Origin of the sequence: Burkholderia lata (genome assembly GCF_902499025.1) — a bacterium.
Lineage (GTDB): Bacteria > Pseudomonadota > Gammaproteobacteria > Burkholderiales > Burkholderiaceae > Burkholderia > Burkholderia lata_C.
In genome coordinates this window covers 290,082-303,078 of sequence record NZ_CABVPW010000004.1, presented here as the reverse complement: position 1 = coordinate 303,078, position 12,997 = coordinate 290,082, and the positions used below count along the sequence as shown (strand labels likewise).

Below are 12,997 nucleotides of genomic sequence, written 5' to 3'. Positions count from 1 at the left end.
TCAACCGCGTGACCGCGCGCGTACAATTGCTTCGCGAATATTCGCCCCCTCGCCAGCAACCGAATTGTCGAGCAGATCGAGCACGCTGACGCGAAACACTGGCGGCTCCCCCTTCACGTGCATTTTGCTGATCGCGACGTTCCCTTGCGCCTGAAGCCAGTCCAGCAGATCGGCATCCGTTGACCTGGCTGTTTCCTTCTTCGCGCCGACCGATTTCAGGGTCTTTGGCGTTACCTTCTTCTTTCCGGATGCCTTCGCGACTTCCCTCGCGGCCTGCAACTGTCCCACTGCATCCGCGCCTGACTCTTTCACGAGATTCCGCGCGGCCGTCGCCGACACCTCGCCGGCCTGCACCGCTTCGCGAATCGCCGTCGGCGCAGACAGCAGCGTGAGCGCGTTGCGAACCTTCGTAATCGAGCACGGCAAGCGCCGAGCAATCGCTTCTTCGGAGATTCCGCGGCCGAGCATGTCTTTAAACAAAATCGCCTCGCCGAGCGGCGTCAGCTTCCGGCCGTTGTTGTCCTGATACTTGCCGAACAACCGATCTTCTTCCGTCGTTCCGCGTTCCTCGTTTACAACCGGCACCGCTTCGATGCCTGCACCCTCGCTGTTCGCAAGCTGGACAGCATCCCATCGTGTATGGCCATCGGACAGGTACAGAAAGCCGTCTACAGCAGCGCACACCTTGAGCGGCTTGTGGCGAAAGAAGCCGTTGACCTTCATCGAATCCGCGTACTCGCGCACCGCTGCCGGATAGTCCGGGTCGGCGAGACGAGGGGCGTTGAAGCCCGGTCGTACGCGAATCGCATCGAGTGACACCATGTAGATATCCGCGCTCCCCTGCCGGAACTGCTTCATGATCTGTTTCACATTGCCCGGCACCAACTCCATTTCGGCCTGCATGTTCGTTGCTGCATCCATCGTTCAATCCCCTTTCAAGTACCCCGGCGACGAAGCGTCGCCATCATCAGAAACAGACCCGCTATTCGGCGAGTCATCGAAAAGCGAAAGCGACTCCCGCCGCTCGGTGCGTTGCACCGGCCCCTCTGGCGTCATCGTGAGCGCGGTTCGGTACGTGTGACCGCACAGCACGTTGTCGCACTGGAAATCGACGTTCCAACACAGATCCGACGTGCGCAGCATCACGCGCGCGATACCTCGCGCCTTGCAATGAGGACATGGCATGGTCCACCGCATGTCACAACCCGGCCCGCTTTGCCGTCCGCGAATTCACCGCGCCGCGAAGCGGATCAGCGCGAACGATCGGCAGATCGAGCCCATCGCGCGGCGACGCCGACGGCGAAAGCGAGTACAGAATTTCGAGCGACGCAGGCGCACGAAATCCGCAACCGGGGCAGTAGAAATACAGGCGGCGCATGGTGTCGCTCATCGGTTCGGAGTGACGCGCCTCGATATGCCCATCGCACGCGGGACACTCGATCGTCATGTCGTGCGGATCGCGATAGCTGGCGTTCATACGGCTCCCGATTGGTTAGGTTGCGTGTTCAGCGTGGCGGCCTGCTCGTAGTCGGCCAGCCAGTCAGATATGTCGTGCGCGTGAGCGGCGTTGTGGCGCGTGCCACGCGGATCGACGGGCGAATCGATGCGGAACGACTCCGCGTATTCAAGCCATGCGTCGACCGGCGTTTCGATCGCCTCGACGTGCTCGGGCTGCTGCGTACAGTTATTGACACCAGTCCAAGGGCGGGCGGCTTCGCCGCCGCGCCGAACCACTCGCCACACGTGACGCGTCGACGGAACGAAGATTTCCGTTTCGCGGGTGTACGAGCAAAGCCCGTCAACGATGCTCGCAATGCCGATTGCCTCGACGCCGTGCGGCACGCGCACGGGGGCGATGCCATACCGCCCCTCGCGGTGCTCGATCGTGTGTCGGATGTAGACCATGCGGGCCTCGCCCGCGACGCCGCCCATTGCACGCGAGTACGCAGCCCAATCGGCGGGTTTGTCGTCGCGCTTCTGCGCGGCCGTCCAAGCGGCGACGATGCACGCTGATTCTTCGATGGCAGGTAGGTCATCCTCTTTGACGCGGCGCAGCTCGCGCCACACACCGACCGGCGCACCGCCAAATTGCTGGAACTGTCGGATGCCCCACAGCGCGGCCCACGTTTCGACGCGAGCAGACGGCGTGATTTCGTCGTCGTCCCAAAAATCCGACTGCACCACGTAGCCCTCATTCGTCTTGTGGTCGCCGACCGCATGTCCGTCGATGTTCTTCGAGATGTATTTGGCGATGTACCCGACGGCCGAACCCTTCGCCTTGTCGATCAGTTCGAAGCGCACACGGTGCTCGCGCGCGCCGGGTTCGTTACCGGAGTCGCGCAGCCCGTGCTTGCGCATGATTTCGCAAAAACGCTTGATATCGTTCGAAAACACCAGACCATGCCAATGCGGCGAGCCGTCGTGGTGCGGCTCGGCAACGCGCATACCGAAGTACGTCACACCCTCGCGGCTCAGTTCCGCGCGGATGCGTTGCCACACCTTGCGCAGATACGCTTGTCCGTCGCGCGGCGTGATGCCCGCATAGTTCGGGTTCGGCTTGAACCAGCTACCAACCTGTCGGACTGCATGGAATCGGCTTGGACACGTCAGCGTGAACATGACGCCGCGATACGACGCGCCGTCCGCCAGTTCTTCCAGTCCGCGCAGGCGCGTGAACAGTTCGCCGCGCTTCAATGCCTTGTTCGAAATGCCCTTCGACGCCAGTTCGGCGAGCGTGAAGCGCTGTCCGTCCTCGTTCTCCATCGTGACCGCTTCGAGCGTGCGTGCGTTGCGCCGATTCTGCGCAATGCGACGCCGCACGGCTTCATCACTCGCATAGGGCTCCGCTTTCAGGTGGACGAAGTGCAGCCGAATGTTCGAGTGTTCCAGCCCCCGAATGTGCATCTTGCGCAACTGACGCCGCCACCACAGTTCGCACTTCACGCGCGCGACCTGATCGGCCGGATGCTCGAAATTAGGCATGTCAATACCGTATGCGCCGCACGTAGCGCGCGCGACGACGAGCGCATCGGCTAGTTCGAGGCCATACGCGCGCATCGTCACATCGGACGCAATGCGGCGAGCCTTCATGCAGATTTCGTGATCGGTCGCATCAGGCGATACCGGCATGCCGTCGGGTGCGTGGACGTCCAGAAAGTCGCGCAGCGTGTTCGCCGCTGCTGCCAGATCGAACATATGCGCCGCGTTGAACCCGGTTCGCTGGCGGTACGTGCGCGCGCTGTCGCGCCCGGCTTCACGCGCCTGTTCGAGCGCACGGCGCATCCACTTCACGGGAAGGCGTTTCTTCGCCTTGTTCGCTTCGGGTAGTTTCGGAACGCTGCTTTCAGCGTCGCGCGCGTAAATCCACATAGAGACAGCCGAGAATCGAGAGAGGGAACGTTAGGCGGGTTGCGTCGATTTCACGGGCCATGCGGCCTCGGTGCCTTCTTCGGGATGTGTGCCGCACCATGCGAGCGCGAACACGATAGTGAGCAGCCAAATCGCCCACAGCGGGAGCGGCTTTTTCTCGGGCGTTTGCTTCATGGGGGTGTCCTCTTGATTACAGGAATTGAAAACGTCGTTTTGACAGGCTGCGCAGGAGCGGTCGGAGAACGTGCATTGCGGCTGCTTCGGCCAAATCGGATTCCGCAGTGCGCGCCGGGCTCGTCAGTTCGGGGGGAGTAGCGAGCACGCCCGCCCCGATGCCGAAATCCGCTAGATCCTCGATCAGCAGTTCGCGCGTCGTCATCGTGCTGTCGGCGCTCGACTGATCCATGTCAGGCCCGAACGCCCGCCACCGCGAACAGGGGCAATTCATCGATCACGTCGAACCGCTCGACCGCGCGCGGCTCGATCCCTGCCGCCGCACACGCAGACGGTGATATCCAGATCACTTCTTCGCGCGCCACGGTTCCCGCCTGGCTGTTCGCTCGTGTCTTGCGGGTGAATCGAGCCCACCCGGCAAGCGCGCGCTCGTACATGTCCGACGCGTAACCACTCACCACGGCCATGCCGCGAAGGTTCGCGAGCATCGCCAGCAAATCGACATGCTCAAACGTGGACATTTCGCAACGGTAGTCGCGGCCGATGCCACGCGAGACGCTGTTGCGCACTTCCGGCAGGTACGGCGGGTCGACGTAGAACAGCACGCCCGGCGCGTCGTATCGCGCTATCAGTTCAACGGCGGGCATGTTCTCGATCATGGTTCCACGCAGGCGCGCACTGATCGGGCCAAGCCTGCCCGGATACCGCTTCCACTGCCCCGGCCCATCCGACCACACATCACCCGCGAATCCGATCGGGTCATTCAGCGGCCGTGTCGCCCCCATCGAGCCGAAGCCCATTTGTGCGCGCACACATAGGCGTCGTGCGCGCTCGATCGGCTCGTCGGTAGCGAACCATGCGGCGTCGTACTCCGTGCGCGCGTACGGCGTCAGTTCGAGAGCGTCGATCAGGCGCGCACGCGACGCGTCGTCGCGCACTACGCGGAAAAGGTTGACGATTTCGCCGTCCAGATCGTTGTAAATCTCGACGCGGCTTCGCGGCTTCTGGAGAAGAACAGCAGCTGAGCCCCCGAATGGTTCGACGTAAATATCGTGCTCAGGCAAGTGCGACAGCACCCACGACGCGACGCGAAACTTGCTCCCCATGAAGCTGAGAAGCGGCGCCGTGATTTCTGTTCTCGTTTTCGCCCGTGTCACGCTGCCTCCGCGAGTATTGGACGAAGGCAATCACGCGCCACGAGTAACGCCACGTCGCGCGACATGCAGCATTCGGGGGCAATGCCGCCTTCTTCGTACCAGTGGACTGCCGAGCCGTTCGCCGTGAAGTACCCGCCGCGCGAACCGCGCTCATAGAAAGGGCCGGTTTCGACAATGCCGGGCTCGATCTGGCGCGGTGCAGCGGCTTGAAAGTCCGCGAGCGTCATGCAGACCTCACGATGGTGAATGCCCGTTCAACGTGGCGAAGTGTCGCCGCCTGTCGCTCGGCTTCATCGCTCGCACGGCGACGTGCGATGTGTTCCGCGTTGCTCGCGCGGATCACCCGACGAATCGCGAGTGTTTCCGCGTCACGCTGATTAGGAATGCTATAGACAAGAGCCATTGAGTCACCCCGCTATGTATGTTCGTACTATCGAATGGAATTTCTACCGCCGAGGATGATCGCGGTTACGCGGCCCCCGGCGTTCGTTTCAGGCTGCACACATCGCCCCTGCCCCGGCGCGCTGATCTGCCGGGCGCGGCATGGAGAACACCAGCGCGCCCAATCGCTCAAGCCCGCGCAAGAACGCCGCGTGTTCCGCAGACATGGCGTCCGTCGGAAGCATCACGACCGTGACACTTTCGGCCGGGCCAGCCGGATCGAAGCCGAACCATGAACCCGACAGTTCCTGCGCCGCACGTCGCAGCGCTTTTTCGCGCACGTCGTCACGCGTTGCGTTCCTCGACACGACACCGGCAAGGCGGATTGCATCGGCCCACAGTTCGCACTGGTGATGCGTCAGCAGCGCGCGAGCGTTCACGATGATCCGATCCGCGCACTTCAATTCGCGATACAGCGCGTCGACGCAACCACGTTCAATCGCGTCCTTCCGCTCATCGGCGCGAGTCATCCCCTCGCCAATCACGTTGTCGCGCTCATTCGCGTTCGACCACTGGATTTTCTGGTCGAACGTCAACACGGTGAGCACCGTGCGGATGATCGCGTGCGCGGCCCGCAGTTCGTCGCGCAGTTCGTTGCCGATGTTTTTCATGCTGCCCACCCTGCTTGTTGCATGCCCGGAACAAAAGTCCATTTCCGGACAATTCCAATCATTGCGTCCATGAGCGCACGGAAATACGGTGCGACGGATTGGCGCGCGAGCGCCGAAGGTGTAAGCGTTTGTTGCAGCGAAACGTGCATTTGACTTCCCCTTGTTCAACCCCTTGAACGGATACAGCTTGAAACATCGCCCCGGCGCATGAGGGATCAGCTCAAGACCGGCGGGGTTGAGAACCGGTGCCGGGGCGACGGGTTGGAGAATAGTCTCATCAGATGAAACGTGTCAATAGATGATACGTCTCAGCAACGGAGACAGTTGCATCTGATGAAGCGTCGCAGTACCTTTGACGCCGGGTTGAGTTGATTCAAAAGGGGTTTGTCAATGAAAACGACAGTCGATTGGCTCGATGCGGTGAAAGCCCGCCTCGACCTTCCCTCCGACTACGCCGCAGCCAAGGTGCTGGGCGTGACGCGTGGCGCGGTCAGCAAGTACCGCAACCAGCAATCAGTGTTTGATGAGAAAACTGCTATCCGCGTGGCGGAAATTCTGAACGTCGATCCGTTCGAGGTGATCGCGGCTGCGCACGCCGAAAGCTCGCGCGACGATCGCACGAAGGCAATTTGGGTTCACGCTTTGGAAGTTTTTTCCAAGGGCCTTCAGGGTTTTCGACGGCTGGCGCTACCCGCTAACGCTTGTGGGGCTTTGGTCCCGCAGGTGTAACGCCAGCTAAAGTTAGCGACCCTTCTTCACGTTATGTAAAATTATACGTGAGCCCACTTCGAATCTCCGCTCCATTGAGGCGCATGAATTCAACATCAAACCGGCGCGCCGAATTCTATGTTGAGCGAGTACAAGCCACACAACTTCCTGAATTCGTCTGAAACTACAAATCTGCCGCGAGACTCGACATCCCTGCAAATAAGAAACCCAGTCTCAGGGGGATCGCGGTAAGCAGCTTTCAACAAGATCGACGTGCCGGACGCCAGCTTTCGGTACTGCGATTTGCCCGGATCTACGAGCGGCAGAGTCTTCAATGTTCTGCCAGCAAAAAATGGGAAGGAATCGTTTTCGCATTTTATGAGGCAGGGAATGAACTCAAGCTCCTGTGACAGTCGCTTGCCCAACAGGTCGCGGAATCGTATCGAGAAAATCGGAATTCTGACCGATGCCGAAACATAGTCCGTTGTTACGATGTTTGTGCGGGTATAGCCGTGCTGTGCCACAGCCATCAACGGAACGGCGAGTCCAGCGGGATTGTCGCGACCATAGATGAGACAGCTCGATACGGCTCCGCTATCGGCAAAGTCTACAATCGCCTCTTCATCCTGCACGGTCGTTCTGAGTGCGTAGATTTTCATCGCTCTTTACAAGTGAACCTGCCGTCACGGCTTCCTTTGCGCAGCTCTTGTTGGAGGCCCCAAATTTCTTCGCGGATCGTTCCCTTGCTCCAACCTTCCTGCACGGCCAGATCGTCCAAGTCGTCCAGATATATCTCGACCATTTCGTTGTATTCCTTGTGCTTTGTCGTCCAACCCTCGTGAAGGCCAATCAGTGGGTTGTTCGTGACCCAAGAGAATATGGGCATGTACATCATGTTGGAAGGAGCATTGATGTCAACCCCGGATTTGACGAATACGGGATGATTCCTCAGCGACCACGGAATGATGTGCTGACGTTGATACAACGACTTCGTCGGCATCCAACTTGGATATCGATCCTCCAGGCCGAGCGGGTCGATCCATCCCAGCGTATTGGGGGCAATGCTGTATGGGTTCTCTCCTGCGCGCAGGCCCGATGGATCAGGCGAGATGAAGGTTCCCGTATGCGAATCGTAATAACGGTGGCGATTGTAATGTAGGCCCGTTTCGTCATCGAAATATTGCCCTTGCAGCCTCAATGGCTGGTCGACCCGTTGGGCACTAGAACGTTCAATGCCGCCCGTCTGGTTATAGCGGGCCTCCCACACGACCTCCCCATCCGCATCGTGCATCCGCACGGGCGCCCCGTTTGGTTCAGTCTGGAAGAAATACACGAGCGCCGAACATCCCGTCGGCGGTCTCGGTGTCGGCACTGGTACCGTACGAACCGCCAGATCGTGGTGCATTGTAGCGAGCGGTCGGAACGTTTCTGGGTAATAGACCCACTCATACACACGACCTGCGCCGCGCGGTGCCCCACTGTCCGCGCAGCCTTGCTCCCGCTCCGAAGGCATATGTCGCACCGCAGACACATGATCAGTCAAATTTTGGATCGCGTCGCCTTCCTCGCTTGTCGTGTACTCGCCAACGAGCGTATTGGCGTCCCAGAAGAATCGGCTAACCCAAAGCGCTGGCTCCCGTTCCCCGTTGTGGGCCGGCCCGCTATGCACAACCTTGCGCACACGCCGCTGGAAGGGGTCGTACTCATAGTGTGCGCGGATCCAGACTTGACTGCCTTCCACCTCCGCCACCGCCGGCCGCATCGAAAGCGTCTCCTCGAGTTGCCCAAGCGCATCCCACTTCAGTGACAGGTCCTGTCCTCCCCCCTGCCGGCGAGTTAGATTTCCCACTCGATCGTATGCGCAATAGCAGCCGTCGTATTCACCTGCTCGCACCCAGGTATTGCCCCATGTCACATCAGCAGCGCCGGCTTCTCGGTGTTCGCGGGTGTGCGTCCGTAGCAAGTCGCCGGCCGGGTCGTAGAAGAACCGGCGCAGCCGCCCCGCCGGATCGACGTACGCAGTTACCCGACCTACCGGGTCGTACTGATAGCGCTCCGTACCGCTACGGGAATCGCGCTTCTCGACGAGTTCGCCGTTCGCGTCATACGCGTATTCGCTCGCAAAAAGTACACTGACGCCAGCCAGCAGGGTCCGCTGCGAGGCCGGCTGGTTGCCCGGCTCGTACGACAGCTCGCGATGCAGATCTGCGCTCAATCGCTCGACGCGAACCTGCCCGAGCGCATCGCGCTCGAGGATGACCGGCGCAGCGTCGTCTATCTGAATCGACGTCACGGCGTCGAGTGCGTCGTACGTAAAGCGCACCGTGTGTTCGACAACGTCGCCGTCTACGACGAGCCGAGTCCTGCGTTCCGTCCGGTTGTCGGCAGCGTCGTAAGCGCTAGCAATCGTGAAGTCGTCGCACTGCTGTTCCTCGATCAGTCGACCGTCCGCATCGTAGCGGAACGCTACGCGGGACGACGCGTTCTCGGCAAGCACTAGATCGCCGTGCCGATCGTATGCAAAGCTGTCTCTCCTCTCGCCGTGCTCGCTCCCATCGTCAGGCATGTGCCTTTCTGTGAGGCGGCCAAGCCGATCATAGCGATACCGGATCGTTTGCCCCAGTGGATCCGTACTCTCGAGCAATTCCCCTGTCGCGCCATACCGGTAGCGTCGCGTCTGCCCCCAGTAGTCCGTCTCTCCAACGACGCGTCCCAATGCGTTTCGCTCCAACGCGTACAGCTCGCTGCGTTCGTTTACGACGCCGATCAGCTTCCCTTCCGTGTCGTAGTGGTATTTGACGACGCTGCCATCCGGAGCAATGCGCCGACTGACCTGTCCAAGCGGCGAATAGTCCATCTCGATGACATGGCCCGCTGCATCCCGATGGCGAATCAGGTTCCCATCCGCGTCATAGCCGCAACGCACTTCGCGTCCGCCCGGTTCGATAGCCCGGGTCAAATTGCCGTTGCGATCGTACTCGTAGCGGCTCGGCCGCCCGAGGACGTCAATCGCCTCGACTACATTTCCCCGCGCGTCGTGCCGGTACCGTGTGTGATGACCCAGTGCATTCGTCACTGTGGCAAGATTGCCGACACGGTCGAACTCGAAGCATGTAAGCGTGCCGCGCGGCCCCGTGTACTCGATCGGCTGTCCGTGTGCGTCATATGTGTAGCGCGATGTCGCCCCCGACGGCGTGGTCCGCGCGAGCAAATTGCCCTGCGCATCCCATGCGTATTTCCATTGCCGGCCGCCAGGCAACGTCACGCAGATGGGGCGGTGGTCGTCGCTGTATTCTGTGCGGATCGCGCTGCCGTCGAGCAGCGTCTGGGTGGCCAGATCACCGTATCGATCGTAATCCCATGTCGTGGTGCGTCCCGCGGGATCGGTCTGCGCACACGTGCGCCCTTGTGCGTCATACTGGTAGCTGGTCACACCGCCCAGCGGATCGATCTCCGCCACTGGCATCCCGTGCTCGTTCATCTGCGTGATCGTTGTATGCCCAAGCGAATTGGTGACACGCGTTTCCATCCGCGGGCGATCGTAGACGAAGAGGTAATCGAACAGGCCATTGTCTCCCCATGCATGGTTGACACGCCACACGCCGCCGTCGCCCTGCTGGTAGCTGTAGTAGAACGATACGCCCCGCGCGCTCGTGTGCCTCACCATCCGATGCTCATCCGCATATTCGAAATGGTGCCGATGCGCCATCGCGTCAATCGCGGCCGCCAGGTTACGCTCGCGATCATGCTCGTAGCTCACGAGCGGGTGGGCGCTTCCGCCTGCATCGATCAGCGTCAGAGATGTCAACATCCCAGCGCTTGACCCACGGCCGATACCGCATTCGACCAGACGTTCGGTCCGCACGTCGCGTTTCCATTCGACGAGACGTGCGAGTCCGCCACACGGGGCACGCTCGAATACCCACGCATTGCCATTGAGATCGGCGATACGATCGATCGGCAGCGTGAGCCGAGAATTGGTATCGAGCGCTGAAGCGGTCTCCCCCCAACGGGGGGGCAGCACGAATCCGTACTCGATTCCTTCACGCGTGCGCAGCACCATCCGCCCATCGTCACCATACAGTGCGTGCCCGTGCTGCCAGTCATACTTGCGTGCTGACCAACCGTTGTCCGCTGGCACAAGGTCGAAAGCGGTCGAGTGATCCGGAAAATACGCGACCGCGCCGATCCCGTCCTCGTTGCGCATCAATTCGAGTCGGATATCGGCCGGAGTTTGCCAACCAAAGCCCACCGCACCGACATAGCTATCATGACTCGCGTAATAGCGTTCCCACACGAGTGGCAGCCGCCCCGATACCGTGAAATCGCTTTGCTGAACGACGACTTCGCCCGTCGTCGCATCGACCGGCTCCGCCTTCAGCACATTGCACCGCAAGAACCCCGGCTTCAAATGCAGCTTGTCCGCCAGCGCCTTCGCCCACTTCGATCCCTGAAACGCCTTGAACAAGCCCTTCGCCGCCGCAGCCATGTTCATGATCGGAGGCCCGCCCACCAATACCGGCCGCCCGGCCGGAATCGGCAACATCACCGAGCTCGGCATCGACGGATAGGTTCGATCCGTATGTGCGCTGTTATGCGGAGGCGGCTCCATCCCGATCGACCAGCAACTCAACGCCTCCAGCGCCATGTATGACATCGGATCGTTGTTGGCGAGCACCGTCTTGCTGCCCATGAACGATTCTCCGTCGTTCGACGGTTCGAACTCGGCTGGCGGCGGAGCAAACGATTCGCCAAGCGGAAAATGCAATCCCGGAACGTGATACGCATGCGTCCCGGCCGTGGCCCGCATCATCCCGTTCACGAAAATCGGCCTGCCGCTGCCGCCACCTGACCCGACGTTCGAGCCAAGATCGTCGCTGATGCGGCTCTTGATCTTGTTGGCCTCTTTCGCGAGCCTCATCCCCTCCGCGACAGTGGGGTCGTCCTTGAAGTCCGGCAGCTTTCCGCCACCCATTAAGTCATTGACCTGCTGGTTTGCCTCATCGGCCAGGTGTTCCAGCTTCTTCAAATCTTCGGGGTGGTGTTCGATGTATTCGTTCACCTTTTCCTGCGCGATCATCGTCGCGATGCAACCGACCACGGCCTTCGCCGCCTGGATGTATTCGCGCATATCGAGCATGAACCCGACATGAGGGTGCGGCAGGAATACCGGCGGCGTACCCGGCGTGACCAGCACCGAATGAACGTCCACGCCAACAACGGGATCGAGATGTTTGACGGCCAGGAGTGCCACGGTTTCGCCCTCGCTCAGCGCTCACTACGCAACGCCGCGACCTTCTCGATCAACGCGTTGCGCCGCCGGTCCTGTACACCCAGCTGCGACACCATCCACTCGACAACCATCGGCAGATTGCTGTTCGCCCGCATCGGCTCGTCGATCATCAACCCTGCATCGAGCGCATTGAACCCGGCCTCCAGCGCATGCTCGCGCTCCCCTGCCCGTTCCCAGCACACGGCACTCATCCGCCAGGCCTCGACCGTCATCAGGCCGTCCTTCGCCGCCGTGGTCGACGCGGCCGCTCGCTCGTAGCAATAAGCCGAGTGCGCATAGTCCTTGTGCGTCAGATGCACGCTCGCCTCGCCGAACAACCCGTTCGCCACGAGCTTGTGCCCTGCCGGATGCCCGGCTTCAACCGCGCGCATGCCGCTGCTGGCGGCGCTCTGGTAAGCGCCGATCGCCCGCTCCCGATCCCGCCACTTCAGATAGGCGGCTCCTGCGATCAGATGCACGACGACACATTGATCGAACCACTGCTCGCGCTCAGCCACCTTCAGCGCCGCCGCACGCAGTTCCTCCAGACGGGAAGGACTACCGCCTTCGATCATCTCGGTCAGCATCACGAAATGCCGTCGGAACTCACCGCTCGGCCCGCGCTCGCCCGATTCCGCCAGCAGTTCGCGCGGCACGCTCGCCATCGAATACTTGCCGTGCACGACGCGCACCGCAGCCCGATGCCTTTGCATCAACGCAGCAAACGGCGCGATCTCGATACGCGGCACGACAAAGCGCACGCGTTCGGCCAGCTGCGGCGCGACCGCAATGATCGACAGCAAATCGTCGATCCATCGCACCCATGCCGTGTCATCCCGCACTTTCACCGGTTTCAGCACGAACACCATCGCCGGGAAAATATCCGGATGGTGCTGCATCAGGCTGTCGGTAACTGCGAACAGATACAGCACCGGATTCTTGCCATCGTCATACGGCGCGTGCCAGTCCGCACGCACACCCTGCGCATTGGATGCCTCCCGCCGGCTGTCGTAGAACGCGATGAGCTCGTCCGTCAGCGCCTTCGCATAACCCGATTCGTTGACGAACGACGCCCGCATCGTCCTGACCGCACACGACGTCTCATCCTGGACCTGGAAATACAGCCGCACGAGTTCCGCATCCGTCTCGTCGGTCTGCCAGATCATCAATCGCGCTTCCTGCTCCTTCGCGAAACTCATCCAGTCCGCATGCGCATCCATGAACCTGCGCTCCACCGGATTGGTCGGCTGCCAGTTCTGCATTCG

The 12,997-nt window shown here is 61.0% G+C and carries 13 protein-coding genes; 1 reads left to right on the top strand and 12 read right to left on the bottom strand.

Going from position 1 to position 12,997, the window contains the following annotated elements; all coding sequences use genetic code 11:
• The 9 genes from BDI24065_RS06145 to BDI24065_RS06105 form a co-directional block, all read right to left on the bottom strand.
• Positions 1-921 (bottom strand): ParB/RepB/Spo0J family partition protein, encoded by a 921-nt coding sequence (locus BDI24065_RS06145; protein ID WP_175030464.1) that lies wholly within the window; start codon positions 919-921, stop codon positions 1-3.
• Between the two features lie 3 nt (positions 922-924).
• On the bottom strand, positions 925-1,185 hold the full coding sequence (locus BDI24065_RS06140) for an ogr/Delta-like zinc finger family protein (protein ID WP_302479450.1): 261 nt from the start codon (positions 1,183-1,185) through the stop codon (positions 925-927).
• A gap of 13 nt (positions 1,186-1,198) precedes the next feature.
• Positions 1,199-1,477, bottom strand: a complete 279-nt coding sequence (locus tag BDI24065_RS06135; protein ID WP_254609694.1) for an ogr/Delta-like zinc finger family protein — start codon at positions 1,475-1,477, stop codon at positions 1,199-1,201.
• Positions 1,474-2,904 carry a replication endonuclease gene (locus BDI24065_RS06130; protein WP_368040772.1) on the bottom strand — a complete coding sequence of 477 codons (1,431 nt, stop codon included), beginning with the start codon at positions 2,902-2,904 and terminating at the stop codon, positions 1,474-1,476. The genes BDI24065_RS06135 and BDI24065_RS06130 overlap by 4 nt, the downstream gene beginning before the upstream one ends.
• A gap of 495 nt (positions 2,905-3,399) precedes the next feature.
• Positions 3,400-3,543, bottom strand: coding sequence for a hypothetical protein (locus BDI24065_RS06125; RefSeq protein ID WP_175030461.1), 144 nt, complete (start codon positions 3,541-3,543; stop codon positions 3,400-3,402).
• A gap of 16 nt (positions 3,544-3,559) precedes the next feature.
• Positions 3,560-3,775: a hypothetical protein gene (locus BDI24065_RS06120; RefSeq protein ID WP_175030460.1), complete on the bottom strand. Its 216-nt coding sequence runs from the start codon at positions 3,773-3,775 to the stop codon at positions 3,560-3,562.
• 1 nt (position 3,776) lies between these two features.
• Positions 3,777-4,700 carry a DNA adenine methylase gene (locus BDI24065_RS06115; protein ID WP_254609693.1) on the bottom strand — a complete coding sequence of 308 codons (924 nt, stop codon included), beginning with the start codon at positions 4,698-4,700 and terminating at the stop codon, positions 3,777-3,779.
• On the bottom strand, positions 4,697-4,927 hold the full coding sequence (locus BDI24065_RS06110) for a hypothetical protein (protein WP_175030459.1): 231 nt from the start codon (positions 4,925-4,927) through the stop codon (positions 4,697-4,699). Before BDI24065_RS06110 ends, BDI24065_RS06115 begins: the two co-directional genes overlap by 4 nt.
• Positions 4,928-5,191: 264 nt before the next feature.
• On the bottom strand, positions 5,192-5,752 hold the full coding sequence (locus BDI24065_RS06105; protein WP_175030458.1) for a hypothetical protein: 561 nt from the start codon (positions 5,750-5,752) through the stop codon (positions 5,192-5,194).
• A 390-nt stretch (positions 5,753-6,142) separates the two neighbouring features.
• Here BDI24065_RS06105 and BDI24065_RS06100 point away from each other — a divergent pair, with 390 nt between their 5' ends.
• Positions 6,143-6,481, top strand: a complete 339-nt coding sequence (locus BDI24065_RS06100) for a DUF3693 domain-containing protein (protein ID WP_027808280.1) — start codon at positions 6,143-6,145, stop codon at positions 6,479-6,481.
• 95 nt (positions 6,482-6,576) lie between these two features.
• On the opposite strand, the gene BDI24065_RS06095 is transcribed toward BDI24065_RS06100, so the two are convergent.
• The 3 genes from BDI24065_RS06095 to BDI24065_RS06085 are packed head-to-tail and all read right to left on the bottom strand — an operon-like array spanning position 6,577 to position 12,994.
• Positions 6,577-7,119, bottom strand: coding sequence for a hypothetical protein (locus BDI24065_RS06095; protein WP_175030457.1), 543 nt, complete (start codon positions 7,117-7,119; stop codon positions 6,577-6,579).
• The gene (locus BDI24065_RS06090; RefSeq protein ID WP_175030456.1) at positions 7,116-11,714 is read right to left on the bottom strand and encodes an RHS repeat-associated core domain-containing protein; all 4,599 of its coding nucleotides are present in this window, start codon (positions 11,712-11,714) and stop codon (positions 7,116-7,118) included. Before BDI24065_RS06090 ends, BDI24065_RS06095 begins: the two co-directional genes overlap by 4 nt.
• Before the next feature lie 14 nt (positions 11,715-11,728).
• Positions 11,729-12,994: a hypothetical protein gene (locus BDI24065_RS06085; RefSeq protein WP_175030455.1), complete on the bottom strand. Its 1,266-nt coding sequence runs from the start codon at positions 12,992-12,994 to the stop codon at positions 11,729-11,731.
• Between the last annotated feature and the right edge of the window lie 3 nt (positions 12,995-12,997).